This is a genomic window from Thermoactinomyces vulgaris (genome assembly GCF_005886755.1).
GTDB classification, from domain to species: domain Bacteria; phylum Bacillota; class Bacilli; order Thermoactinomycetales; family Thermoactinomycetaceae; genus Thermoactinomyces; species Thermoactinomyces vulgaris.
Genome location: NZ_CP039710.1, coordinates 953,981 through 978,605, shown reverse-complemented (window position 1 = coordinate 978,605; position 24,625 = coordinate 953,981). Strand labels below are relative to the sequence as shown.

27 protein-coding genes, 1 riboswitch and 1 other annotated feature are annotated in these 24,625 nt (G+C 49.3%); of the genes, 3 read left to right on the top strand and 24 right to left on the bottom strand.

The annotated features are described in order from the left end of the window. Window positions 1–16: 16 nt before the first annotated feature. The 16 genes from FA954_RS05065 to FA954_RS04990 all read right to left on the bottom strand — a co-directional run bounded on the left by FA954_RS05065 (window position 17) and on the right by FA954_RS04990 (window position 15,440). Window positions 17–706 carry an anti-sigma factor gene (locus FA954_RS05065; protein ID WP_037994576.1) on the bottom strand — a complete coding sequence of 230 codons (690 nt, stop codon included), beginning with the start codon at window positions 704–706 and terminating at the stop codon, window positions 17–19. Next, a complete protein-coding gene (locus tag FA954_RS05060; RefSeq protein WP_037994578.1) occupies window positions 688–1,245 on the bottom strand; it encodes an RNA polymerase sigma factor in 558 nt (185 codons plus the stop codon). Before FA954_RS05060 ends, FA954_RS05065 begins: the two co-directional genes overlap by 19 nt. 96 nt (window positions 1,246–1,341) lie before the next feature. Further along, window positions 1,342–3,765 carry a DNA internalization-related competence protein ComEC/Rec2 gene (locus FA954_RS05055; RefSeq protein WP_138614910.1) on the bottom strand — a complete coding sequence of 808 codons (2,424 nt, stop codon included), beginning with the start codon at window positions 3,763–3,765 and terminating at the stop codon, window positions 1,342–1,344. Window positions 3,766–3,858: 93 nt separating this feature from the next. Next, entirely contained in the window at window positions 3,859–4,158 is a 300-nt protein-coding gene (locus FA954_RS05050; RefSeq protein ID WP_121874200.1) for a DUF6881 domain-containing protein, read from the bottom strand. 63 nt (window positions 4,159–4,221) lie between these two features. Next, complete coding sequence (dcd, locus tag FA954_RS05045; protein WP_037994582.1) at window positions 4,222–4,779, bottom strand: dCTP deaminase; 558 nt, start codon at window positions 4,777–4,779, stop codon at window positions 4,222–4,224. Window positions 4,780–4,867: 88 nt separating this feature from the next. Further along, entirely contained in the window at window positions 4,868–6,028 is a 1,161-nt protein-coding gene (locus FA954_RS05040) for an aminotransferase class I/II-fold pyridoxal phosphate-dependent enzyme (RefSeq protein ID WP_121874199.1), read from the bottom strand. 16 nt (window positions 6,029–6,044) lie between these two features. Next, window positions 6,045–7,193, bottom strand: coding sequence for an aminotransferase class I/II-fold pyridoxal phosphate-dependent enzyme (locus tag FA954_RS05035; protein WP_082240634.1), 1,149 nt, complete (start codon window positions 7,191–7,193; stop codon window positions 6,045–6,047). Between the two features lie 101 nt (window positions 7,194–7,294). Continuing rightward, window positions 7,295–7,409, bottom strand: a riboswitch (SAM riboswitch). Between the two features lie 80 nt (window positions 7,410–7,489). Beyond that, complete coding sequence (locus tag FA954_RS05030) at window positions 7,490–8,122, bottom strand: helix-hairpin-helix domain-containing protein (protein ID WP_049720362.1); 633 nt, start codon at window positions 8,120–8,122, stop codon at window positions 7,490–7,492. Window positions 8,123–8,255: 133 nt separating this feature from the next. Then, window positions 8,256–10,718 carry a leucine--tRNA ligase gene (leuS, locus tag FA954_RS05025; protein WP_138614909.1) on the bottom strand — a complete coding sequence of 821 codons (2,463 nt, stop codon included), beginning with the start codon at window positions 10,716–10,718 and terminating at the stop codon, window positions 8,256–8,258. Between the two features lie 68 nt (window positions 10,719–10,786). Then, window positions 10,787–11,020, bottom strand: a binding site (T-box leader). Window positions 11,021–11,126: 106 nt separating this feature from the next. After that, the gene (gene rsfS, locus FA954_RS05020; RefSeq protein ID WP_206759997.1) at window positions 11,127–11,468 is read right to left on the bottom strand and encodes a ribosome silencing factor; all 342 of its coding nucleotides are present in this window, start codon (window positions 11,466–11,468) and stop codon (window positions 11,127–11,129) included. Then, a complete protein-coding gene (yqeK, locus tag FA954_RS05015) occupies window positions 11,465–12,055 on the bottom strand; it encodes a bis(5'-nucleosyl)-tetraphosphatase (symmetrical) YqeK (RefSeq protein ID WP_037994595.1) in 591 nt (196 codons plus the stop codon). Before yqeK ends, rsfS begins: the two co-directional genes overlap by 4 nt. Continuing rightward, window positions 12,045–12,629: a nicotinate-nucleotide adenylyltransferase gene (locus FA954_RS05010; protein ID WP_037994596.1), complete on the bottom strand. Its 585-nt coding sequence runs from the start codon at window positions 12,627–12,629 to the stop codon at window positions 12,045–12,047. Before FA954_RS05010 ends, yqeK begins: the two co-directional genes overlap by 11 nt. Before the next feature lie 15 nt (window positions 12,630–12,644). Next, window positions 12,645–13,490, bottom strand: coding sequence for a shikimate dehydrogenase (gene aroE, locus FA954_RS05005; RefSeq protein WP_037994597.1), 846 nt, complete (start codon window positions 13,488–13,490; stop codon window positions 12,645–12,647). A gap of 27 nt (window positions 13,491–13,517) precedes the next feature. After that, window positions 13,518–14,624 (bottom strand): ribosome biogenesis GTPase YqeH, encoded by a 1,107-nt coding sequence (gene yqeH, locus FA954_RS05000; protein ID WP_037994599.1) that lies wholly within the window; start codon window positions 14,622–14,624, stop codon window positions 13,518–13,520. Between the two features lie 30 nt (window positions 14,625–14,654). Continuing rightward, the gene (locus FA954_RS04995; protein WP_037994600.1) at window positions 14,655–15,176 is read right to left on the bottom strand and encodes a YqeG family HAD IIIA-type phosphatase; all 522 of its coding nucleotides are present in this window, start codon (window positions 15,174–15,176) and stop codon (window positions 14,655–14,657) included. Window positions 15,177–15,251: 75 nt separating this feature from the next. Continuing rightward, window positions 15,252–15,440, bottom strand: coding sequence for a hypothetical protein (locus FA954_RS04990; RefSeq protein ID WP_037994601.1), 189 nt, complete (start codon window positions 15,438–15,440; stop codon window positions 15,252–15,254). A gap of 170 nt (window positions 15,441–15,610) precedes the next feature. On the opposite strand from FA954_RS04990, the gene FA954_RS04985 reads away from it, so the two are divergent. Next, entirely contained in the window at window positions 15,611–16,849 is a 1,239-nt protein-coding gene (locus FA954_RS04985; RefSeq protein ID WP_138614908.1) for an MFS transporter, read from the top strand. A gap of 122 nt (window positions 16,850–16,971) precedes the next feature. Here FA954_RS04985 and FA954_RS04980 read toward each other — a convergent pair whose 3' ends face one another. From FA954_RS04980 to FA954_RS04970, 3 genes are all read right to left on the bottom strand, one after another. After that, on the bottom strand, window positions 16,972–17,562 hold the full coding sequence (locus FA954_RS04980) for a DedA family protein (protein ID WP_037994606.1): 591 nt from the start codon (window positions 17,560–17,562) through the stop codon (window positions 16,972–16,974). Window positions 17,563–17,705: 143 nt separating this feature from the next. Beyond that, the gene (locus FA954_RS04975) at window positions 17,706–18,149 is read right to left on the bottom strand and encodes an SACOL1771 family peroxiredoxin (RefSeq protein ID WP_037994607.1); all 444 of its coding nucleotides are present in this window, start codon (window positions 18,147–18,149) and stop codon (window positions 17,706–17,708) included. A gap of 134 nt (window positions 18,150–18,283) precedes the next feature. Next, entirely contained in the window at window positions 18,284–19,387 is a 1,104-nt protein-coding gene (locus FA954_RS04970; protein ID WP_037994721.1) for a M24 family metallopeptidase, read from the bottom strand. 173 nt (window positions 19,388–19,560) lie between these two features. On the opposite strand from FA954_RS04970, the gene FA954_RS04965 reads away from it, so the two are divergent. Then, the gene (locus tag FA954_RS04965; protein ID WP_037994609.1) at window positions 19,561–19,749 is read left to right on the top strand and encodes a hypothetical protein; all 189 of its coding nucleotides are present in this window, start codon (window positions 19,561–19,563) and stop codon (window positions 19,747–19,749) included. 58 nt (window positions 19,750–19,807) lie between these two features. On the opposite strand, the gene FA954_RS04960 is transcribed toward FA954_RS04965, so the two are convergent. Then, window positions 19,808–20,980, bottom strand: coding sequence for a pyridoxal phosphate-dependent aminotransferase (locus tag FA954_RS04960; RefSeq protein ID WP_037994612.1), 1,173 nt, complete (start codon window positions 20,978–20,980; stop codon window positions 19,808–19,810). A gap of 95 nt (window positions 20,981–21,075) precedes the next feature. Between FA954_RS04960 and FA954_RS04955 the strand changes: the two genes are divergently transcribed. Beyond that, complete coding sequence (locus FA954_RS04955; RefSeq protein WP_121874196.1) at window positions 21,076–21,861, top strand: carbon-nitrogen family hydrolase; 786 nt, start codon at window positions 21,076–21,078, stop codon at window positions 21,859–21,861. A 49-nt stretch (window positions 21,862–21,910) separates the two neighbouring features. Here the strand turns inward: FA954_RS04955 and FA954_RS04950 are convergent, their stop codons facing one another. The 4 genes from FA954_RS04950 to qoxC form a co-directional block, all read right to left on the bottom strand. After that, window positions 21,911–22,681: a TatD family hydrolase gene (locus tag FA954_RS04950; RefSeq protein WP_049720365.1), complete on the bottom strand. Its 771-nt coding sequence runs from the start codon at window positions 22,679–22,681 to the stop codon at window positions 21,911–21,913. 96 nt (window positions 22,682–22,777) lie between these two features. Further along, a complete protein-coding gene (locus FA954_RS04945; protein WP_037994617.1) occupies window positions 22,778–23,614 on the bottom strand; it encodes an aldo/keto reductase in 837 nt (278 codons plus the stop codon). A 124-nt stretch (window positions 23,615–23,738) separates the two neighbouring features. After that, complete coding sequence (qoxD, locus tag FA954_RS04940) at window positions 23,739–24,038, bottom strand: cytochrome aa3 quinol oxidase subunit IV (protein ID WP_049720366.1); 300 nt, start codon at window positions 24,036–24,038, stop codon at window positions 23,739–23,741. 2 nt (window positions 24,039–24,040) lie between these two features. Next, a complete protein-coding gene (qoxC, locus tag FA954_RS04935; RefSeq protein WP_037994620.1) occupies window positions 24,041–24,625 on the bottom strand; it encodes a cytochrome aa3 quinol oxidase subunit III in 585 nt (194 codons plus the stop codon).

The window sequence follows — 24,625 nt, the reverse complement described above, 5'->3', positions numbered from 1 at the left end:
TGTTCCACCTCTTGCCCTAATGATGAACTTCTTCCTTTTTCTCCACATCAATGGTGATCGATTGAGGAGCTTTTTGGTCTTCCTGAATGGTCATTTTCAGGGTTTGATCGGTCAACCACTCGATTTTTTGCAAACGCGCACCCGTTCCCGCAAAAGAACGCTCAAATTGAATGGTCCCGTCCGCTTTGGTGACAACCAGCGTTCCTTGTCTCCATTCCGCCTGATAGGTTTCATCCGGCGACCAAACTTGTGCACCGGATTCCCCGTCCGGTGCCGGACCATCCGTTTTCTCCATCAGGACATTCACTTCTTCCTTCGGGGTGGAATCTCCCATGAAGGTTCCGTTTTCTTTCTCCGCCGGTTGAAAATTCATCCACGCATAAAAGCCAATGAAACCGATCACCACCACTGCCGCCAATGCCTTTGCCGCCAGCGGCCATCCAAACCGGCGCCGGACGGAAGCTTCTCTCTTCAGACGGGAAGCCTCCTCTTGATCGATTTGAGCCAAGACATCGCCCACAATATCGCGGGGTGGATCCACTTTGGGAAGAAGGGACAGCTGACGCGAAACCTCCATCAGCTTCTCAGCGTTCTCGCGATCTTTCACTGATTCTGCCAGATGTTTGTTTAGCATCTTTTTTTCCGCTTCTGACAAATCATCATCCAGATCACGTTGCACCCATTCGTTTATTTTTTCATCCGCCACAGGTAATCCCCTCCTTCCTGATATTCGGACAACCACTTTTGCAATTGTTTCCGTCCCCGGAACAAATGAGATTTCACCGTATTTAACGGCAAATTCATGGCTTCTGAAATTTCCTTGTAATTATAGTCCTGGACATACCGTAGAATAATCGCTGTTTGCTGGGGCATCGGAAGACGCCGGATCGCTTGCTTTAAATCGGAGATGATGGCGCCCTTTTCTATCTCTTTGCCTGCATGGTAATCTTCCTGAACAAAATCCTCCTCCATGAACACCACCTTCTTCCGTTTGCGAAACATATCCATACACACATTAGTGACAATGCGTTGCGCCCACGTGTAAATCATGGCATCCCCTTTATACGAAGGCAAATACCGATACACTTTCAGCAATGCTTCCTGGGTTGCATCCAGCGCATCCTGTTCATTCCCCATGATGTAGTAAGCAGTGCGATAGAGCGGCGTTTCCAACTGTCGCAAAATCTCAACCAGTGCTTTTCGCTCCCCTGCCTGTGCCCGCTGAATCAATTCCGAGTCAAGCAAAAAAATAACCCCCCATATTTATTGACCTATTTTCCCACATGTTAGTTGCAAACAGGAGATTTATGTATACAAAAGTAGTATAAAGAAAAAACGGATTCATTTTAAATGGAACATCTTCCGGGTTGCATCCCTGACGGAACTGACGGTCATTCCCTTCTTCCCGATCTCAAAGATCACAGCTCCTTGTTGATCGGTCCGCCAAATGGAAATGCCTCTTTTCTCCAACCGCGAAATCACTTCCGGGGCAGGATGTCCATAGGTGTTGTAACGTCCGGCCGAAATCACCGCATGCTTGGGCTTGAGCACGTCCAGCCAGGTTTCATGGGTGGAAGAGCCACTGCCGTGATGGGCGACTTTTAAAATATCCACTGCCGGCCAACGCCAGCGTTGAAGCAACCTTTTTTCTGTCTCCGTGCCGATGTCTCCGGGAAACAAAACGTTGATGCCGTGAACGGAAAACAAACAGACCACCGAATCTTCGTTTGTTGCTTCCCCTTTGCCTCCATGCCGGACCGGATCCGGGTGCAAAAACGCAAACCCCGTTCCCCTTTCAATTTCCAACGTGCGGCCCACAGGGGACACATAGACCGGAACTTTTTGTCTGTGGAGCTCCGTCATGAGTTGCCGTTCCTCCTCATTTGCAGGCAAACGGGCATTACGCACCACTTTTTGCACCGGAAACCGCCGGATCACATCCAATAATCCATTGATATGATCCTGGTCGCCGTGTGTCAGGATCAACCAATCGATTTTTTGGATTCCTTGTGATTTTAAGTAAGGCACAATCACATCCTCGCCAACCCGAAACGGATGCTTTCGCCTTCGCCATGCTTCATGATTATCGTAACGTACATGGCCGCCTCCATCCACCAAAACGGTTTGACCGTTTGCCGTCTCAATGACCGTGGCATCCCCTTGGCCCACATCCAGAAAAGCAAGGCGTGCCAAAACGTCTTCTTTTCCCGGCTCCGCCCACAACAGCAGGCTGAGTGCCGCCACGCTTGCCGCAAGAAAAACCGGTTTTCCGCGCCGAAGCCATGACCAAAGCGCCATCGCCGAAGAGAGATAGTAAAGGAGGATCCACCACTCTGGAGGAGATGGAAAAGCCGGACAAAATGCCTTCCATGTACTCAGCCACTCCATCCCTCCCTGCATCATCCGGATCCCCGTTTCCATCACATTGGCCACCCCCATGCTCCCGGACTCCCAGATCCAGCTCAGCCCCAAAAGGAGCAAAGAGACCGGAAGCACGACAAAACTGACGATGGGAGCAAACAGCAGATTAGCGGGCAAAGACATGAAAGAGTATTCATGAAAGTGATCAATCACCAATGGAAAAGACAGCCATTCCGCGACCAGATTCCCTGCGACCGGATAACGAAGCGGTGAGGGGAGCCATGTGAGCTGTCCGGACACCGGTTCCGTCCAGACAATCAATCCGGCCGTCAACAAAAAACTGAGCTGAAATCCGGCTTCAAACAATTGATAGGGATCCCACACCAACAGAAGCAAAAGAGCAATCCCCCAAAAGGACAAACTGTCCCCCGGCTTGCGGAAAATCAAGGCAACCATCGTCAACCCCGCCATGACCGCCGCACGGGCCACCGGGGCTCCGAGACCGGTGAGAACCGCATAGACCGGCAGCAATCCGAGGACAACCCATGCCGCCTTTTCTCTGGTCAGGCCGATCCATTTTAAAATATAATATACGATCCCGGTCAGAACCGTAACATGCAATCCGGAAATCGACAACAAATGAACCAAGCCCAACCGGGTGTATTGCCGTTCCCAGTCCGGATCCACTTCCAAGCGCTCCCCCAGCAGCAAGCCGCGCAAATAACCGGACACCGGCTCGTCATACAGTTTTTCCAATTGTCCGGCCAACTTCTTCCGCCATGCATCCACCCATCCCACCGGATGTGGCGGGGCTTCTTTTAACATCACCAAAGAATGCAAACCCTTTCCTTTTCCCGTCCAATGAATTTTTTGCCGAAATAAATAAGCCCGGTAGTCCATTCCCCCCGGGTTGGAACGTTGAGATGGTTTTTCCATCCGGATCGGAAGCCGAATCCGGGAATAACGACGCAATTGTCCAGCCTTTTCCGCTTCTTCTTTTGATTGGAGTGAAAGGAAAACCCGGATTTTTTCCCGGTTTCCGTTGATCACACGATCCTTTTGTTGCAAGCGGTCCAGTTTCAGGTCAAAGCGGAGCACATCCCCGTCCACGACGGGCGAAGAAATGATGGTTCCGGCGACGGTCATTTCTTCCCCTTCCACCGTTGACGGGATTTGGCTCCGATTCTGCCCGTCCACCCAGGAAAAATGCGCAGCGGCCAAAAACAGCGCCGACAAAAAAATCCAAACCGGCCGTCCCTTGCGAAAGAGGTAATCATAGCAGACGCCCGAAAGCAAGAAAGAAACGGCCAGTCCGAGGAACAAAGCCGCATGGTTCCCCATCCGGTCCGCCAACAAAATCCCGGCTCCCCAGGCAATTCCTGCAACCACAAAAGGACGCTGCAATGCCCATCTTCCTTTCTTCCGTTTCCATTCCTTTCGACATTTTCCGACGATTTCCTTTTGGCCGCCTATCTTCACTCCAAAAAACGCACGGATTCACCGTGCGCCCTCCACTATCTCCTTCCAAATTTGTTCAAACTCTTCTTGGGTGATTTCCTTCGGAAAAAAGATTTCATACGGGTCTTGCGCGATCTCCTCCAGCGGCGGAACCGGCAACTTTCCCAATCCGGTCGGACCTGCCTCGATATCATCATAAGCATATCCAATGCTTCCGTCCCGGAACACTTCCACTTTTCGCAGTTCGTACCGGTTTTCGTCCAGTTCGGAACAGATTCTCACGGGCATGTCGTCGTGGCAATGAACATGATCTACCATGATGTAAGTTCTCCGGCTCATGTTGAACCTTCAGCCTCCTTCAGCAAAAAACGCGCGGATTTCCCGCACGTTTTCTATGCATGGCTATACTTTCGGCAATGTAATACCGGATTGGAACTGATATTTTCCTTTTTTCGTCCGGTAGGAAACTTCGCAGTCCTCATCACTTTCCAAGAAAAGAATCTGGCAAAGCCCTTCATTGGAGTAAATTTTGGCCGGCAGAGGCGTGGTGTTGGAAATCTCCAAGGTCACATATCCTTCCCATCCCGGTTCAAGCGGGGTCACATTGGTGATGATCCCGCAACGGGCATAGGTCGATTTACCCACACAAATCGCCAGCACGTTCTCCGGAATGCGGAAATATTCCACGGACCGGGCCAAAGCAAATGAATTGGGCGGAATAATGCACACATCCCCTTTATAATCCAGAAAAGAATCCGAATCGATTGCTTTGGGATCAATCACCGGGTTTAAGGCATTGTGAAAGATCTTATACTCATCAGCGACCCGGAGGTCATATCCGTAACTGCTCAATCCGTAACTGACCGCTTCTCCTTTCCCGACATTCCGGTCAATAAATGGTTCAATCATTTTGTATTGCTCTGCCATTTTCCGAATCCATTTGTCTGATTTGATCGCCATCGTTTTACGTACCCCTTCTAACATCAATTTTCCTTTCTCATTTTACATGATGACGGCTGAAAGAAAAACGTCTCCCGAAAAAGACGTATTATTTTCCAGAAAAAGAAACAACCGTTTCTTCTTGAAGGGCAGCGGCCAAATCGCCAATCAGGTCCTCCGCATTTTCCAATCCGACCGAAAGCCGCAACAAACCGTCGGTGATGCCGCGCTTTTGCCTTGCTTCCGGCGGCATGGAAGCATGCGACATCACCGCGGGATAGGACAAGATGCTTTCAACCGCTCCGAGGCTGACGGCAACGACCGGCAGTTGGACCCGTTTCAACACTTGCCGGGCTTTTTCTTTGCTGCCCACATCAAAAGAGAGAACCGCTCCGTGCCCAGTCGCCTGCCGGCATTGCAAATCATGCCATTCATTTGACGGGAGGCCGGGATAATAAACTTTTTCCACCAATGGATGCTGATTCAGCCACAACGCGATTTTTTCCGCGCTTTGCGTGGATTGTTCCAACCGCACTTTCAATGTCTTCAGACCCCTTAACACCAACCAGGAATCATGGACGCCCAATACGGCACCAAACGCATTTTGCAACAGTTCCAGCCGTTCCGCCATCTCTTTGTCTTTGGCCACCACCAACCCGGCCAGCACATCACTGTGTCCGCTGATAAATTTCGTCGCACTGTGAATGACGATATCGGCTCCCAACTTCAGCGGCTGTTGGTAATAAGGCGTTAAAAAGGTGTTGTCCACAATGGTCAAACATCGGTGTTTTTTTGCCAACCAGATAATTTCTTTTAAATCGCTCACCTTAAGCAGGGGATTGGACGGGGTTTCCACATAGATCGCTTTGGTTTGGGGCCGGATGGCTTGTTCGACTTCCCCGGTCCGGGTGGTATCGACAAACGTCGTTTCAATGCCCAGCCGCCGGAAAACTTGTGTCAGGACACGAAACGTTCCCCCGTAAACATCCCGGGAAACAATCAGATGATCCCCGCGCGAGAAGAGCAACAGCACCGTGGAGATGGCAGCCATCCCGGAGGAAAAGGCAAATCCCCGTTCACCGCCTTCCAAGTTGGCAATGGTGTCCTCCAGCGCTTTTCTTGTGGGATTTCCCGAACGGGTGTAATCAAATTCCCCGGGCCGGTCCACATTTTGATGAAAGGTGGATGACTGATAAAGAGGAATCCCCACTGCCCCGGTTACAGGATCGACTTCATTTCCGTTATGAAGCAGTTGCGTTTCAAAGTTCATCATCTATCTCCTCTCTTTATTTCGTCTTTGAAGCGGCTTGTCGGAAAGCTTGAACCAAATCATCCATCAAATCGTCAGCATGTTCGATCCCCACCGACAAACGAAGCAACCGGTCGGTCACGCCTGCCTTTTTCCGCACCTCTTCGGGAATATCGGCATGCGTTTGGGTGACCGGATAAGTCATCAGGCTTTCCACTCCGCCCAAACTCTCCGCAAAAGTAATAATCTTCAAATGATTAAGGATAAAGGGGATTTGATCCGGATCTTTCACATGGAATGAAATCATGCCTCCGTATCCCTCCGCCTGTTCATCCAGGATTTTTCGCCCGGCCGGATCGAAGGCCGGATGAAAAACCTGTTCCACTTGGGGATGTGCGGCCAAAAATTTGGCCAGCTTGTGTGCATTTTCCTGGTGTTTTTGCATCCGGAGCGCCAATGTTTTCATTCCCCGCATCAACAACCAGGCATCCAAAGGGCCCAACACCGCCCCGATGGAATTGTGGACAAACCGCAGGCGTTCGGTCCATTCTTCTCCTTTGGCCACAATCAATCCGGCCAGCACATCATTATGCCCGCCCAAGTATTTCGTGGCACTGTGAATCACAATGTCGGCTCCTAACGTCAGCGGCTTTTGGAAAAAGGGAGTCATAAACGTATTGTCCACAATGACACACAAATTTTTTTGCCGGGCCCATCGGCACAACGACCGGATATCGACCACCTGCATGAGCGGATTGGTGGGGGATTCGATAAAAAGGCCTTTGGTGTTCGGCTGGAGCGCTTCCGCGATTTCTTCCGGATTGCGTAAATCCACATAAGAAAACGTCAACCCGTATTGTGACAAAACTTGTTCAAACAACCGGTACGTTCCGCCGTATAAATCCAGCGACACTATGAAATGGTCGCCTTTTTCAAACAATCCCATCACGGTGTGAATCGCAGCCATGCCGGAACTACAGGCATATCCTTCATCTCCTTCTTCCAATTCGGCGATGCTGGCTTCCACCACCTCACGGGTGGGATTGGCGGTTCTCGAATAATCATAGCCTGTACTTTTTCCGGAGATATGCTCATAGGCGGTTGAAAAATAGACCGGAAAACTGACAGCGCCGGTGGTCCTTTCTTTTTTATTGCCGATCTGCGCCAACCTGGTTTCCAATCTCATGGCTGCCCCTCCCTTGATGTTGACAATCATGAAAAAAGCCTCTTCCCATAAGAGAAGAGGCTTTTATGCTGAACACAATCGCACGCAAATTCAAGCTTCTTCTCTTATCTTTCAGAAACCGGGGTTTCTGCAGGAATTGGCACCATCCGGTACACTGATCTGCACCGAGGTTGCCGGGCTTCATCGGGCCAGTCCCTCCGCCACTCTGGATAAGAGAATCGTTCCTGATCCATATGAAGTTGTTGCCGTAAGTGATATGAACATTATACCGATTCACAAAATAAAAAGTCAAGGAGCTACAAAGTGATTTGCTCACGAAACTGCTCCAGTGTTTTTTCTCCGATTCCGGGGACGTTGGAGATCTCTTCAATGCTTTGAAAGGGCCCGTTTTCCTCACGATAGCTCACAATCGCTTGCGCTTTTTTGGCTCCCACACCGTTTAATTGTTGCAGTTCTTCAGCCGTCGCCGAATTGATGTTAATTTTTCCGCCCGTTCCGTCTGCGGACGGATTCATCCATGCCATCCCTTGCTGCGTTTCTCCTTTTTTGGGAATGTAAACCACTTTTCCGTCTGTCAGGCGTTCGGCCAGATTGACTTGGTCCAAATCAGCATCGGACCGGGCACCGCCTGCTTTCAATATGGCGTCATGCACTCTGGACTCCGGATCCAGACGGTAAATCCCCGGTTTTTTGACGGCTCCTTTCACATCGATCATCACCCATGGATTTTTTTCTTCAGCCGTGTCCGGCGAATCGGGTGCGTCCGCTTCCACAGGCTGATAAGGAGTTAGCGGAGACGCTGATTCATTTGGGTTTTCATCCTGTTGCCAGATAAAAACAAGGCAAACGATCAACGCCAATGCCAAACCGCCCGACAAGATCATCCATTTCTTTTCCCGGGAAGTAAAATCCCACTCCCATTGCACCATCGGCCTTCCCCTTTCCGTTTTCGCCAAAGGACATGCTTTTACAAATTATTCCATGATTCCACAAAAAAACCTTCTTCCAAAGCAAATAAAAAACGGTCCGCCAAAATGGGCGAACCGTTTTTTCTGTGGTCATCTATTTCACCACAATATTCACCAATTTTCCGGGCACAACGATCACTTTACGCACCGTTTTTCCTTCCGTCCAATGTTTAATCCGTTCATTGTCGAGCGCTTGTTTTTCAATCTCTTCCCGGGAAGCCTGGGTTGGCACCACGATTTTATCCCGCACTTTCCCGTTGATCTGAACAGCCAATTCCACTTCATCCAAGACCAGCGCCGATTCATCATAAGACGGCCACGCTGTCTGGTGGACACTTCCTTCTTTCCCCATCACGGACCACAATTCTTCCGATATATGGGGCACAAACGGAGCGAGCAAGACCACGAGCGTCTCCAACGCTTCTTTGTACAAGGCGGGATCCGTTTCGCCCGCATGTTGGTACAATCCGTTGACCAGCTCCATAATCGCGCTCACCGCGGTATTGAAGTGGTTTCTTTCCCCGATCTCAATGGTCACTTTTTTGATGGTTTGATGCAAGAGACGGCGCAACTCTTTGGTTTTGCCATCCGCTTTCGCACCAGACGGGACCGGTTGCTTGAACAGCTCTTCGTTCTGTACGACCAGACGCCATACCCGGTTCAAGAAACGGTGAACCCCTTCCACACCGGATTCACTCCAATCCAGATCGCGGTCAGGGGGCGCCGCAAACAGGATGAAGAGGCGGGCGGTATCCGCACCGTATTTCTCCACAATTTCCAAAGGACTGACCACATTTCCTTTGGATTTGGACATTTTAAACCCGTCTTTCAACACCATTCCCTGTGTCAACAAGCTTTCAAACGGCTCATCGAACGAAACCATGCCGGCATCATAAAACACTTTGGTAAAGAACCGGGAATAAAGCAGGTGCAACACCGCATGCTCGATGCCGCCGATATATTCGTCAACCGGCATAAAGCGGTCTGCTTTCTCTTTTGCAAACGGGATTTCTTCATTATGCGGATCAGTATACCGCAAGAAATACCACGAAGAGTCCACAAAGGTGTCCATCGTGTCCGTCTCGCGGCGGGCCGGTTTTCCGCACTTCGGGCAAGTGGTGTGCACAAAACTTTCCGAAGTGGCAAGCGGATTGTTTTTCCCGTCAAAAACAACATCTTCCGGCAGCAGAACCGGTAATTGATCCTTGGGAACCGGCACGATATGGCAATCATCGCAGTAAACCACCGGGATTGGCGTTCCCCAGTAGCGTTGCCGCGAAATCAACCAATCCCGCAACCGGTAATTCACCGTCCATTTCCCTTGTCCCCGTTCTTCCAGGAACTTCGCAATCGCATGGATGGCTTCCCGGTTTTTCATGCCGTCAAATTGGCCCGAAGAAACCAACACGCCGTCTCCGGTGTATGCTTCACGCAACGGTTCGCTGAGTCTCTCATTTTCCGGACGGATGACCGGTTTCACCGGCAATTGGTATTTGGACGCAAACGCGAAATCCCGCTCGTCATGAGCCGGTACCCCCATGACAGCGCCCGTTCCGTAATCCATCAACACATAGTTGCCCACCCAGATCGGGATGGCCTCTCCCGTCAATGGATGTTGGGCATACGCTCCTGTCGGATGGCCCACTTTTTCGGCATCGTTGCTGGTCCGTTCAATTTCGGATTGTTTTTGGGTTTGGTTGATAAACTCAAGAATCCCGGCTTCGTTTTCTTTTCCTTTGATCAGCCGGGGAACCAGCGGATGCTCCGGAGCCAACACCAAGTAACTGACACCGTACAACGTATCCGGACGGGTGGTGAAGACCGTGATTTTTTCATCGGACAGCTCCGGCACCGTAAACGTGACGTGCGCCCCTTCGCTGCGGCCTATCCAGTTGCGTTGCATGGCTTTGACCCGTTCCGGCCATTTCGGCAAACGGTCCAGTCCCTCCAGCAAACGGTCTGCATAATCGGTAATCTTGAAAAACCATTGTTCCAGCTCTTTTTTGATCACTTCCGAATCACAGCGCCAGCATTTTCCTTCTTCCACTTGTTCATTGGCCAAAACCGTACCGCAGGACGGGCACCAGTTGACCATCGCTTTTTTCCGGTAAGCCAGTCCACGCTCATAGAAAAGCAAAAACAACCATTGGTTGAACTTGTAATAATCCGGGAGACAAGTTCCCACATAACGGTCCCAATCGTAAGAAGCACCCAAAAGCGATTGTTCGCGGCGAATGCGTTCCATGTTGTTCAGTGTCCATTCCCGCGGATTCACGCCACGCTGGATCGCTGCGTTTTCAGCCGGCAATCCGAAGGCATCCGCCCCCATTGGGTGCAACACGTTATAACCGTTCATCCGCCTGAACCGTGCCACCACATCGCCAATCGAATAGACCCGTGTGTGTCCCATGTGCAACCCTTCCCCGGAAGGATAAGGGAACTGTTCCAGCACATAATATTTCGGTTTGTTTGTATCCTCACCCGTTTGATAAAGCTCTGTTTTTCTCCAATGTTCTTGCCATTTGGCTTCAATTTCCCTTGGAGAGTACTCCTTCATGCCTGTAAACCTCCATCAATCTGATTTCATGCGATCAATTAAAAAACCTCCCACCCCCAGCATCTTCGGCTAGGGACGAGAGGTTGTTTCCAAATTCCCGCGGTACCACCCTAATTAGTGTTTCAAAAAACACTCCCTCATGGATCCGGTAACGGGGATGAACCGCCAAAAAGTACTGACGTGACCGCGTTCCTCTTTGGAGCAATGAGGCGAGTTCATTTGCTTCCCGGATTGACTCGCACCATCCGTCAATTCTCTGAGCCGGGAGAGGGCAAATTACTACTCCTCATCATCGCTGTCGCATTCAAAAGTTGTTTTTTAAGATTATATGAAAACAAACAGATCCGTGTCAACATTTTTCTCCAATTTCAACGCGGACGGACCGCCTGTTTTTCATACAAACCCGACCTATTGGACATGGACCTGCCTGGCGTCGCCCCACAAGCGCTCCAAGCCGTAAAATTCACGATCATCTTTGTGGAAAACATGGACAACCACATCACCGAGATCCATCAGAACCCAACGGGCATCCTGATAACCTTCCATCCCTTTGAGTTCCACGTTGTTTTCCAATAATTTTTCTTTGATTGCGGTGGCGATTGCTTGAACTTGTGTTTGCGAATTTCCGTGACAGATCACAAAATAATCCGCAAAGACGGATAATCCGCGAATATCCAGAACCGTGACATCTTGTGCTTTTTTCTCCTCGGCAGCGGTGGCTGCTAACTGAGCGATTTCCACGACTTTCAAACAGATTCCTCCCTTGAATCCTTTTGGGCAATCTGATCCAGCATGTGATTGCGTGCATCGAGTGTAAGCGGATAAACCTTCCGGCCTTTTTCGATCAAAAAGACAATGGTGTTGTCCAATGATTGAAGCACGGCCAGATTCAGGCTTTTTTCCGCAATCCTCCGGACTTCCTCCACCCCGGGAAATTGTCGGCCCGGCTCAATATAATCGGCCAGAAAAATGATCTTTTCCATTTTCGACATGTCAGGGCGGCCGGAGGTATGGTACCGGATCGCATTCAAGACCGTCTCATCCTCAATCCCGAACCGTTTCCGGGCCACGGCCGCGCCAACGGGGCCATGCCACAATTCTTTGTTGTACAGGAGCAAGTCCTGCCGCTCGTTTTCTTGTAAAATCCACTCGGTCAGTACTTCCCCGGGCCAAAACTTGCAAAAATCATGCAAAATGGCAGCCACTTCCGTTTTGTGCGGATCCACTCCCTCCCGCCTGGCCAGTTGAACGGCCGTTTCTGCAACACGAAGGGTATGCTCCCATCTTTTTTGAGGCAACTCTTTCTTTGTAGCTTGCTTTAAATACTCAAGATCCATACAACCCTTGCTCCTTTATATATTTGTATACGGAATCGGGGACAAGATAACGAACCGACCGGTTCAGCATGAGGCGCTCGCGTATGATGCTTGAGGAAATATTGGTTTCCACGGCGTCCGGAATCCACATCAAACGTTCTTCAATATATTCCGGCAACGCATCGTGATCAAACCCGGGGCGTCCAAGACCGATCACTTGAACATTTTGTATGATTTCCTTTATTTTATACCATTTTGGTAAATTTTTCACCATGTCCGCCCCCACTAGCAGAAAAAACTCAACATGAGGATTTTGTTTTTTCAGCTCCATGATCGTGTCCACCGTATAGGAGGGGCCGGAGCGCATCAACTCGATCGGATTGACTTTAAATTGCGGATGCCCCTCGATTGCCAGCTCCACCATTTTTTTTCGCTCCATGGCCGGGGTGACCGGTTTTCCTTGCTTGTGCGGGGGCTCGCCCGCAGGGATAAACCAAATCTCATGGAGGGATGCTGCTTCCCGTGCTTGTTCGGCGAGCAACAAGTGCCCGAAATGGATGGGATCAAAAGTGCCTCCAAAAATCCCTACCTTCATACCATCATTCATCCTTTAATCATCTTTTAAGGAATTGGCCAATGCTTGCTTCATCAAGGAAACGGGTGCGGGGACGCCCGTCCATTTTTCAAAGGCGATCGCCGCCTGATAAACCAGCATGCCCAATCCTTCATGCACCTTGGCTCCCTGTTGTTTGGCCCCTTTTAACAGCGCGGTCTCCCGCGGATGATAAATCAAATCGCTCACATATTGGCCTTCGTGGAACCATTCTGCCGGTACCGGTGTTGCATCCCGGTCGGGGTGCATGCCCACCGATGTGGTATTGATCACCAAATCGGCTTTTTCAATCACATCTTTTCCTTCTTTTAAAGAAACAGCCCGGGTTTGGGTAAACGAAGACAAGTGGTTTGCCAGGGCTTCTGCTTTTTCCACCGTCCGGTTTGCGATGGAAATTTCAGGAACACCTGCGGTTGCCAAAGCATACCCGACCGCCCGGGCGGCCCCGCCGGCTCCCAATATCACGGCTTTCAGCCCGGAAAAGGGAAGATCCCACTCTTCTTTCAGCGACCTTAAATAACCGGGCCCGTCGGTATTATATCCCACCCATTTTCCTTCTTCACACACGACGGTGTTGACCGCGCCGATCGCCCGGGCCGATTCATCGATCGCGTCCAAATGTTTCATGATCGCCACTTTGTGAGGGATGGTCACATTCCATCCTTTCACCCCGAGGGCCCGAAATCCATCCACCGCTTCCTTCAACCGTTCCGGTGCCACTTGAAAAGCCAGGTATACATAAGGCAATCCATGGCTCTCTAACGCCCGGTTCATCATCTCCGGTGACTTGGAGTGGCCGACCGGATCCCCGATCAGCGCCAGAAGTCCTGTTTGACTGTCCACTTGGGCTCCCCCCTCTTTTTTCTTTATTTATATAATGGACGGACGGGTGCTCACTCCGGTCCCCTCCGGAGCATAAACTTCAACCCACACCGCATTCTTACCACACGCCACCCATCCCAAGCCGGGAATGACAATGTCCGTCTTCTTCTCCCCTTTTAAATGGATCACGTGCTTTTTCAAAGGCGGCAAATTGTCCGGACGTTTGGGCGGGGACAACAATTTTCCGCGGTGTTTGTCCCACACTTCATCCGCTTTTTCCAATTTCGTCCGGTGAATGTATAACTGATTGGATAAATAACAAACAAACGACTGTCTGTTTCCCCGGACAAAGTCAAAGCGGACCAATCCTCCGAAAAACAACGTTTGTTGATCATTCAACTGATACACCCGCGGCTTGATCGTTTTGTGGGGAATCACCGATTTCAATTCCCCGGGCTCCACCCATTCGCTCACCCGGTCCTCCCGGACAATCCCCGGTGTGTCGACCAAAAATTTCCTGTCTTCCAACGGGATCCGGATGGCGTCCAAAGTCGTTCCCGGGTAAGGAGAAGTGGTGATGATCTCTTTTTCCGTGAGCTTGGCTTTTTTCAGAATTTGATTGATCAGGGTCGATTTTCCCACGTTGGTCGTTCCGATCATGTAGACATCCCGGTGATCTCTGTAAAATTCAATCGCTTCCATCACCTGCCGGATGCCAATCCCAACTTCTGCACTGATCAACACCACATCCACCGGACGAATCCCCAACTTTTTTGCCGACTGAAAAATCCATCCCCTAAGCCGTTCCCGTTTCACGCTGGGCGGGAATAAATCCACTTTATTGGCCGCAATCAAAACCGGAAGATTTCCGATCCGGCGAGCCAATCCCGGAATCCAACTTCCGGCGAAATCAAACAGATCCACCACCCATACCACAAAGCCCTCACTGCGGGCAATTTCGTCCAGGCGATGAAGATACGCATCCGGATCTTGTTCCACTTTGGCCATTTCCCCGTAATGGCGAATCCGGAAACAACGTTTGCACAAAACCACTTCCCGCGTCAACGCTTGTTCAGGGATATATCCCGCTTGATCCGGATCTTCGGTTTGCAGGGCAATTCCGCATCCTTCACAATGTTTCGTTTCTGAATCCAATCATCTGACTCCTTTCTTGTCCGTTTCTTTTCAACTTTTATGAATATCCCAGGGAATCAACCCCTTCTTTTCCAACAAATGAAAGACAAACCGTTCGACCCTCCGGTTTATTCGCGTGAAAAACCCGTCGACTTCGGAAACCGGCACCACCAAGATGGTGAAAAAGCCCATCCGGTTTCCGCCCAGCACATCCGTCAACAACTGATCCCCGATCACAACCGTTTCCTGTTTGGAAACCCCCAACTCTTTGAGCGCGCGGCGAAACGCAGCAGAAAACGGTTTTTTGGCCGCATGAATATAAGGGATTCCAAGCGGATCAGCAAATTGGGAAACCCGGGTTTTGGTATTATTGGATACGATCATCACTTTTAATCCCATTTGTTGCACTTCTTTCAGCCACTCCACCAACTCCGGGGTGGCATCGGGGCGTGTCGATTCCACCAAGGTGTTATCCAAATCCACAATGACTGCCTTGATATTGCGCTTTTTCAGTGCGGCAAAATCAATCTCATAGATCGATTGAACATACAAATCAGGTATCATTTGTTTCAACAAAGGCTACACCGTCCATTCAAAGCTTATCGGCAAATAATATATCACAGGCATAAAACTGTTTTCAAAAACTCCTCACCGGTCCAAATTCGCTTCTTGCTCTTTCCCGATTTTCTCTTGTTCCTCCAAAACGGCTAGGAACAAATCGGCATCGGATAAATATTGAAACCATGCAATCACTTCATCCGCATCTTGATCTATCACATTATACCCTTTATCCTCCAAAAGTTCACCGACCCGTTCAATCACATATCTGGAACGCATACCGATCCTCCTAATTTTTTTGCGATTTTCCATTTCGATTTTACTTCGAGTCCCAAGCACATTCAACCAAATCATCGGATAAATCGCTGGTACACCGCCCTTGCTAATGTTATAATTTTATTTGTATAGCAAATCTTTTTACAAAAAATATATTCCATGAGGTTCAGGCGATGAATTATTCATACTCATTCAAATTTTTTTGGTTGGGACAATCTTTGGCTAATTTGGCGGATTCATTTTACATGCTGGCCATTGTCACCCTGATTTACGGAAAGACGGGATCTGCCGCGATATCAGCTTTCATCCCGGTCATTCGCATCATCGCCAAGTTTATCAGCGGCATCATCTCGCCTCTGTTACTGGAACGTTACCGGCTGCTCCCTTTGCTCATCACTTCCCAAGGGAGCCAGACCCTTTTGTTGGGACTTTTGATCTTGAGCATCGATTGGTGGAAGGACTCCGCGTCATTGACGCTCGTCATTTGGCTGTTTATCATTCTCCTTGCTTTTTTTGACGGATGGACCAACCCGGCAAGAAATTCACTGGTTCCGCGTCTGGTCACCAAAGAGCAACTGGTGAAAGCCAACGGCCTTTTATCCACTTCGGACCAAACCGTCTTGCTGGTCGGCTGGGGAGCCGGAGGGTTGTTGGTTGAATTGCTTGGGGCCCATCAGGTGCTTTGGCTGACTGCCGTTTGTTTTCTCATTTCCACCCTTTCTTTGTTTTTCATTCATGATCCCCATCACAAAGAAAGGGTTTCGCCTGAAAAAACATCTCACCGGAAAGCGATGAAAGAGGGTTGGCTGCTGTTATTCAATCATCCGGTTCTGAAAAGGCTTGCAGCGATCGATTTTCTCGATTACACCGCTTCATCGGTATGGATCGGCGCCATCACCCTGACTTTTGTCGACAAAGTGTTGCACGAGCAGCATACCTGGTGGGGGTTTATCAACAGCAGTTACTTTTTGGGCACGATGATCGGCGGAATGTTGGTGATTCGTTACAGCCACTCCATTGAAAAAAGATTATACAAAATATTAATATTTTCAGGTTTTGCTTCCATCTTGTTCAAACTCATTTTCGGTTTCGTCACGTTCCCTGTCATTTCGCTCATCACCATCTTTTTGCTCGGTTTTCCCTATCAGGCAAAAGGCGTGGCCAAAAAGACACTGTATCAACTCCACACCACGCTGGACACCATGCCGAAAGTATTTTCGGCGCAATATGCGTTATGTTGTGTTGCATACGGCACTTCCTGCTTTTTGATGGGCTGGGTTGCCGACCACTTTTCCGTGCAATGGGTTTATATCATCGCCGCAGTCGCCAGCACCGTTGCCACCTTTGTCTCTTATCCGCTGAAAAAGTTCGAGGCACGAACCATTCCGGTCCGTTCCCAATCGATGCCCTGAGGAAAAAGGAGCGGGATATTCCCGCTCCTTTTTATTCTCAAATCCTTTCAATTTTTTCCATCTGACAGGGTGCATCCGTCATCGTCACCGCCGAATCCGTCATTCATTTTCTGCATTCTTTTTCAGATGTGTTGTTTCTGTTCTTTGTTTTTTTTTAAGTAATACCACAAAATAAAGGCTGCAGCGAACACCAGGATAATGGTGATCATCACTCCGACTTTTCGGGTCATGGCAAGAAAATGTTCAACCGTTTCCAAACTCCCGTAATTTCCGATAAACAACAAAAGCGTATTCCACGGGAACACACCCAGATAACTCAAAAGCCCGAACCGCCAGATGGAAATATCGCTGATGCCGGATATATAAGAGATATAATTCCCAAATCCGGTGGGACGTGACAGGGTGATGCTCCACTCTCCGTACTTTTGGAACCATTCCTGGGCTTTTTTCACTTTTTTCTCATCAAATTTCTTCTGGGTTAAATTTCCCAAATATTTCCCGATATAATAAGGAATCAAACTGAACACGACGTAAACCAGACTGTTCAGCGCACTGATCGCCACTAATTGCCACGTACTCACATCCATCAAATACCCGTAAATCAAAACAAAAGTCGCCCCGGGAAACGGAAGTGATGAAGCTTCAATCGCCGTTGCTGCAAAAAGCCCCCATACGCCACATTTCTCCAGAAAGTCCAATGCCGTTTGCAGCATATCTCCACTCCTCATTGACTATATGTTTCAAAGCCAGCCGCTCTGATTTTTTCTCGAAATAAAAAACCGAACCTTATCAACAATTCGATTTCATTATAACATACTACAAATAGAAGAAATAAACATGAATGAAACCGGCTTATCTAATGCTTGACGACCTCCGCTTCCACTTCCAACCGTACATTCCCCCGAAGCGCATTGGAAATCATGCAATTCTTCTCGGCCAACTCCACCGCCCGCTCGATTTTTTTCAGCTCTTCGTCCGTCGTTCCTTCTTCCAAAATCAATTTCGGGCGATGAATGATCGCTTCAAAGGTGAATTTTTTATCCACATGGACAATGCCTTCGGTTTCCAGCGACAATTCACGAACCGGCATGTTTCCTCTTTCAATCATCGCCGCCAACGTGATGAGATAACACGTGGCGGCCGCACCGATCAACATTTCATCCGGATTGGTTCCGACACCGGGGCCGTCCATCTCTTTTGGAATGGAAATCGTCTGTTTCAAGTTTCCCGCTTCAATCGTGCCTTGCCCGTTTCTGCCTCCATCCCAGCTTGCCTTCAAATGAAAATGATGTCGTGCCATTTTTCATCACCTGTCTTTTTTATATGAAATCATCTGCATCAATGGTTCGTTACTTTCAGCTTCCACCTTCGTTTGTTAATAAATCCATTTTAACAAGAATCGGAACCAATACCAGTGAACAACCCTTGAAAGTCTCACACAAAGATCAGGTCTTTGGGGAAGGAAGTCAACAGTTCCGCGCCGTCTTTGGCAATATAAACATCGTCTTCAATCCGGACCCCGCCGACTCCGGGAACATAAACCCCCGGTTCAACGGTAAACACCATTCCTTCTTTCAGAGGATGGTCATTTTTCCCGTGAAGGGAAGGATATTCATGAACACTGATTCCGAGCCCGTGCCCCAACCGGTGCGTGAAATAAGCCCCATAGCCGGCATCGGAAATCTTTTTCCTGGCGATTTGATCCAGATCACCCATGCGCACACCGGGCCGTGCCGCATCGATGGCGGCTTGTTGCGCTTCCTGGACAAGCAAATAAATTTCCCGTTGTTTGGAACCGGCCGATCCAAACGCCACCGTCCGGGTGATGTCCGAACAATATCCGTTCCAGACGACCCCCAGGTCAAACAATACCAAATCCCCTATTTTCAGGCGGTTCAGCCCCGGATTTCCGTGCGGCAATGCGGTTTTCTCGCCAAATAACACCATGGTGGGAAAGGACATGGCGGCGACGCCTTTTTTCTTCATGGCAAGTTCAATTTGTGCCACGATGTCCATCTCCGTACAACCCTCTTTTAAATGCTCAATCCCGACTTGCACCGCTTCATCCGCCAAGCGGGCCGCTTCCTTCAAAATCTGCCGTTCCCGCTCATCTTTGACCAAACGCAATTGGTTCAGCGTTTCGTCCAAGGAGCAAAACCGGACTTCTTCCGCCAGGGTTTGAAGTTCTTGGGACCTTGCGTAGGAAACCACATGTTCTTCGATCGCGATATTTAGACGGTTTTTGAAAGAACGGCGGCTCCACTCCTCACGGATCAATGCCCACGGGTCCTCCGCATCATCATAGCCGATCACGTGACCGGTCCAACCGGCTTCCCTCGCGGCTTGTTCTTCCATTTTCGGACAAACCAAAAAAGATTCCGCTTCTGGAAACACAAATAACCCCAACAATCGTTCATGGGGGTGGCACATAAAGTTGGTGAAATAATATACATTCTCCGGCGAATGGACAAAAGCCGCATCGATTCCTCCGGCTTTCAGCCAGTCCGTCAACCGGTCGAGTCGTTGTTGTTGGATCATTTTTTCTCCCTCTTTTTTAATCAAATCATACCACAACCGAACCTTTTCCAACAAATTAACCGGTCAAGCCCGTCATTTGTCAAAAAATTAATGGTTTCGATTGAAAAAATAAGGGAATATATAGTATTTATAAAATATTATGATTTATCTTGCTGTGAAGGAGGACACCTGCCATGAATCATAACGGATACTTGTGTGAACATTGCGGGAAAGAGGAAGCCAAATATGAAGCGCGTTTTGTTTTGGAGGGAAAAAACATTTTGCTTTGCGAACGTTGTTTGAAACACTTTGATTCATCACATTGCCCGCCGGTATTTCACACCGAAGCCGGTTGGGATTGGAAAACGCAAAAAAGGGCTTAATCCCCGCAGAATAAAAAGGGGCTTCCCGGGGAAAACGCCCTTTTTCCATTGGCCCTTTTTAAAAAATCCCCAACCGGCCGATCCGGTGAGCCGCCTCTTGCAGACGTTCTTCCGAGGTCAACAATCCGACCCGGACATACCGGTCTCCCTGCTGTCCAAAGCCCACGCCCGGAGCGACGACCACGTGCGCTTTTTCGATTAACAGATCGGAAAACGTCTCCGAATCATATCCTTCGGGGACCGGAAACCAGCAAAAGAAGGAGCCTTGCGGTGCTTCCACCTTCCAGCCGATTTCCCTCAAATGACGGATAAAGAGATCCCGCCTTCTTTCATACATCCCGACCAATTCACGCACACAGTCTTGCGGCCCCAAAAGCGCTTTGGCCGCTGCTTGTTGAATGCCGCCAAACAAGCTGCAATAAAAGTGATCCTGGATCAGGTTGATGGACCGGATCACTTCTTCATGCCCGACAGCAAAAGCGATTCTCCAGCCGGCCATGTTGTAAGTTTTGCTCATGGTGTAAATTTCAACGCCAACGTCTTTGGCCCCCGGCGTTTGCAAAAAACTGCGGGGTTTCTGCCCGTCAAAACCGATGGCGGAATAAGCAAAATCATGAACCACCAAAACATGATGCCGTTTGGCAAAACGCACGGTCTCTTCAAAAAACGCCGCATGGGCCAAAGCACCCGTCGGATTATTGGGATAATTGAGAAACATCAATTTTGCCCGGTCCGCACTTTCGCGGTCGATTTGCCCGTAATCCGGCAAAAACCCGTTTTCTTTCAAAAGGGGCATCATGTACATCCGGCCGCCGGCCAAGGCAATTCCCGACCAATAATCCGGATACCCCGGATCGGGAACCAATGCCACATCCCCCGGATTTAAATAACACTGCGAAATTTCAACCAATCCGGTTTTTCCCCCGAACAACACCGCCACTTCTTTCTCCGGATCCAGCCGTACCCCGTACTCGCGATCATAAAATTGGCTGACGGCTTCTTTTAAAAAAGAAAAGCCGTGAAACGGCGGGTATTTATGGTACTTGGGATTTGAAGCCGCTTCTTGCAGTTCCTTGACAATATGGGGAGGTGTGGGTTGATCCGGGCTTCCCTGTCCCAGATTGATCACATCATGACCCGCTTCAACCGCCCTCCCCACTTTTCGGACCAGTTTGGCAAAAAATTGCTCCGGCAATCGTTTTAAGGCATCAGCTTGTTCAAATCTCTCCATCCTGACCACATCCCGTCTATCCAAATATTCTTGAAAATATATTGAATTATGTTATATGTTAAAAGAAAATCTGTCAAAGGATCTGGAGGAAAACCATGCAAAAAACCGTTGCCTTGATTCAAATGGACATTGCCTACGGACGGCCGGAAGCCAACCGGAAAAAAGTGGAGGAAAAAGTCGCGCAGGCGATGGAACAACAACCGGATTTGATCATGCTTCCGGAACTTTGGGACACCGGATACGATTTGACAAGGCTGGATGAAATCGCGGATGACCACGGTCAAACCAACAAAGCCTTCTTGCGGGATCTCGCCCGAAAACATCAAGTGGCCATCATCGGCGGCTCCGTTTCCAACCGGGAGGAAACCGGTACGTATAATACATTGTATGCCTTCGATCCTGCCGGCAAGCAGACGGGGGAATACAAGAAAGTGCATTTATTCCGTCTGATGGAAGAAGAAAAATATCTGAAAGCCGGCGATCAGGAAGGGGTCTTCCCATGGGGCGACCTGTTGTGTGCGGCAGCCATTTGCTATGATATCCGCTTTCCGGAATGGATCCGGAAAATGGTGCTCCGCGGCGCCCATGTGTTGTTTGTGCCGGCCGAATGGCCCGGGCCGCGGCTTTCTCACTGGCGTCACCTTTTAATCAGCCGCGCGATTGAAAACCAATGTTATGTCGTCGCTTGCAACCGGACGGGAAAAGATCCGAACAATACATTCGCCGGCCATTCCATGGTGGTGGATCCGTGGGGAGAAGTGATTGCAGAAGCCGGAGAAGACGAAGAAATTCTTTTTGCTGATCTGGATTTGTCCTTGGTGCAAAAAGTCCGTTCCACCATTCCGGTCTTCACGGACCGCCGGCCGGAACTCTATGAATAAATAATATCCGCTGCTCCGCGAGTCTCTTTTTCAAAAAAAGGGACTCTTTTCATGAAATCCGCAAAAAGCGCCGGGTGTTTTCCCGCACTTGCCCGGCAACTTTTTCAAACGGCAATCCTTTCAACCGGGCCAGCTCTTTCAAAACCGCCCAAACCATCGGGGGTTCGGTTCGCTTGCCTGCAAATGGATGTTCAAAAGGCCAGGGACCGTCGGTTTCGGCCATGATCCGCTCCAGCGGATAACTCCGGGCCACTTGACGCGTTTTTTCATTGTAAAGGAGGTCTGGCGTAAAAGAAACATAATATCCGGACTTCTCCATCCGTTTTAACGTCTCCGGATCGGTTTTCAGCCAATGAAAATGAACACGGCGGATGGAAGTTTCCTCCAGCAAGTCGCAAATCAGCGGCACGTCTTCATGCACCCCGTGCAAAATCACCGGCTTGTCCCACTCATCCGCCCATTTCAACAGGGTTTGCAAGATGTGGAGATATGCCGGCTTGTCAAATGGCTTTCCTTCTTTTTTCCGCTCACGCTCCAGATAATAGGGAAGCCCCGCTTCACCGATGGCATCGATCTCCTCCCGGTGGGCATTCAGAAATGAAAACCACTTGTCACGGTCAAAACAAGGCGGCTGTTCCGGATGAAAACCGCAAGCGGCAAAAACCTTGCCCGGAAATCTTTTCTTCAGTTGCAACGTGCGCCGGCTGGACGGAAGATCCATCGACACCGCGATCACCCCTTCCAACCGTGCGTCGGATAAAAACCGCTCTATTTCCGAATCCTCGTATTTCTCCAAATGAATATGCGCATCCCAATACACTTTTGATTCCTCCGTAAACATAAAAAAAGAAACAGGCGGATCCGTTTTTTGATCCGCCTGTTGGCCAAACGTTTTTCCCCTCCCGCGGCGGCCGGATTAAAAATCAAAGTTGTCCGGATCCGGACCATACCGGTGATTCTTGTTCAGTGCATCCAACTTGTCCATATCTTCCCGGCTCAACTCAAAGTCAAACACATCTGCGTTTTCTTGGATCCGATGCTCTTTGACTGATTTGGGAATGGTCACGACCCCGTGCTGCAAATCCCAGCGCAATACGATTTGGGCCGGGGTTTTTCCGTATTTTTCCGCCAACTCCTTGATCACATCCACCCGGACCACTTCGCCTTGCATCAGAGGACTCCATGCTTCCAATTGAATGTTTTCCTCATTGCAATAGGAAAGCAGTTCTTTCTGGGTCAAATAGGGATGAAACTCCACTTGGTTCACCATGGGTTTGACTTTGGCATCCGACAGTAAATCTTTCAAGTGGTGAACTTGGAAATTGCTGACCCCGATCGCTTTGACCAATCCGTCTTCGTAAAGTTTCTCCAAGGCTTTCCAGGTTTCTTTATATTTCCCTTTCACCGGCCAATGGATCAAATAAAGATCAATATATTCCAACCCCAGTTTCTTGCGGCTTTCTTCAAAAGCTTGAAGCGTCGACTCATAACCTTGGTCATCATTCCAAACTTTGGTGGTGATGAACAGGTCTTCTCTTGATACCCCGGATTCTTTGATGGCTTTTCCGACACCTTCCTCATTTTTGTAAACCGCTGCCGTGTCAATCAACCGATATCCGGTTTGAATTGCCGCTTTGACTGCGTTTTGCACTTCTTCACCGTCTTTGGCTTTCCAAACCCCCAGTCCCAACCGGGGCATTTCCACACCGTTTGCCAGTTTGACTGTGTCTGAAAGCTTTTTGGGGTTTGCCATAATATCCCTCCATCTTTTTTTCGATGCCTTCTCATTTTAGTCAATGCAAAATGATCATGCAAACGATCATATGAACGTTTAAAGCGAAAAAAAGACCCACCAGCCGGTGAGTCATCCCTCATTTTTACAAATGCATTGTATTATAAAGCATGATCCAAACGGAACCTGCCACCACAACCACCGCAATGAAAACGGCAAACCACATGTTGATAACCTGAAAGAATTTCACTCTTCCTTCGGTGAGGTGCATGAAGAAAATGAGCTGAATGATGAATTGCACGAAGGCCAGAGCAAAAATCACCGTGATTTTGACAGACTCGGAAAACGGCGCTTTGAGCGTCACACCGAGTGCGGCAAAGGTCAAAAGGAGTGACAACAGGAAACCGATAATATGCTGTTTGGGCGAAAGATCATGTTGTTTCATTGTCACATCACTCCCATCAAATAAACCGCCGTAAAGATAAAGATCCACACAACATCAAGGAAATGCCAGTAAAGACCGGTGATAAACGCTTTTCTCGCCGTCATGGGCGTAAAACCGCGGCGGGAAATCTGCAGCATGACCGCCAACACCCATACAATCCCCAAGGATACATGCAAACCGTGCGTCCCGAGCAAGGTGAAAAAGGCAGACAAAAATGCACTGGTTCCGATGGTTGCCCCTTCATTCACATACGCGATAAACTCATGAATCTCCATGTAGAGAAAGCCGAGACCCAGCAAAAGCGTGACACCCATCCATGCCATAAATCCCTTCTGCCGATCCTTTCTCATTTCCAACATGGCAAGCCCGCACGTAAAGCTGCTGGTCAAAAGAAGGAGCGTTTCCATCATAAATTCTTTGACTTCAAAAAGCTCCCGCGAGGACGGGCCGCCCGCCGTCTGATGATGATAAACCAAATACGCGGCAAACAACGTGGCAAACAAAACAACTTCCGCCCCCAGGAAGATCCAGAAGCCGAAAATTTTCATCCGGCCTTCCTTCGTTGAATATTCCAAAGGCATCTTCAT

Bases quoted from the DNA above. Each gene is read 5' to 3' on its own strand.
- FA954_RS05050 (WP_121874200.1), bottom strand. From the start codon at position 4,158: ATGAGCCGGAGAACTTACATCATGGTAGATCATGTTCATTGCCACGAC.
- dcd (WP_037994582.1), bottom strand. From the start codon at position 4,779: ATGGCGATCAAATCAGACAAATGGATTCGGAAAATGGCAGAGCAATAC.
- FA954_RS05040 (WP_121874199.1), bottom strand. From the start codon at position 6,028: ATGAACTTTGAAACGCAACTGCTTCATAACGGAAATGAAGTCGATCCT.
- FA954_RS05035 (WP_082240634.1), bottom strand. From the start codon at position 7,193: ATGAGATTGGAAACCAGGTTGGCGCAGATCGGCAATAAAAAAGAAAGG.
- FA954_RS05030 (WP_049720362.1), bottom strand. From the start codon at position 8,122: ATGGTGCAATGGGAGTGGGATTTTACTTCCCGGGAAAAGAAATGGATG.
- leuS (WP_138614909.1), bottom strand. From the start codon at position 10,718: ATGAAGGAGTACTCTCCAAGGGAAATTGAAGCCAAATGGCAAGAACAT.
- yqeK (WP_037994595.1), bottom strand. From the start codon at position 12,055: ATGGATCTTGAGTATTTAAAGCAAGCTACAAAGAAAGAGTTGCCTCAA.
- FA954_RS05010 (WP_037994596.1), bottom strand. From the start codon at position 12,629: ATGAAGGTAGGGATTTTTGGAGGCACTTTTGATCCCATCCATTTCGGG.
- FA954_RS04990 (WP_037994601.1), bottom strand. From the start codon at position 15,440: ATGCGTTCCAGATATGTGATTGAACGGGTCGGTGAACTTTTGGAGGAT.
- FA954_RS04985 (WP_138614908.1), top strand. From the start codon at position 15,611: ATGAATTATTCATACTCATTCAAATTTTTTTGGTTGGGACAATCTTTG.
- FA954_RS04980 (WP_037994606.1), bottom strand. From the start codon at position 17,562: ATGCTGCAAACGGCATTGGACTTTCTGGAGAAATGTGGCGTATGGGGG.
- FA954_RS04975 (WP_037994607.1), bottom strand. From the start codon at position 18,149: ATGGCACGACATCATTTTCATTTGAAGGCAAGCTGGGATGGAGGCAGA.
- FA954_RS04970 (WP_037994721.1), bottom strand. From the start codon at position 19,387: ATGATCCAACAACAACGACTCGACCGGTTGACGGACTGGCTGAAAGCC.
- FA954_RS04965 (WP_037994609.1), top strand. From the start codon at position 19,561: ATGAATCATAACGGATACTTGTGTGAACATTGCGGGAAAGAGGAAGCC.
- FA954_RS04960 (WP_037994612.1), bottom strand. From the start codon at position 20,980: ATGGAGAGATTTGAACAAGCTGATGCCTTAAAACGATTGCCGGAGCAA.
- FA954_RS04955 (WP_121874196.1), top strand. From the start codon at position 21,076: ATGCAAAAAACCGTTGCCTTGATTCAAATGGACATTGCCTACGGACGG.
- FA954_RS04945 (WP_037994617.1), bottom strand. From the start codon at position 23,614: ATGGCAAACCCCAAAAAGCTTTCAGACACAGTCAAACTGGCAAACGGT.
- qoxD (WP_049720366.1), bottom strand. From the start codon at position 24,038: ATGAAACAACATGATCTTTCGCCCAAACAGCATATTATCGGTTTCCTG.
- qoxC (WP_037994620.1), bottom strand. From the start codon at position 24,625: ATGAAGATGCCTTTGGAATATTCAACGAAGGAAGGCCGGATGAAAATT.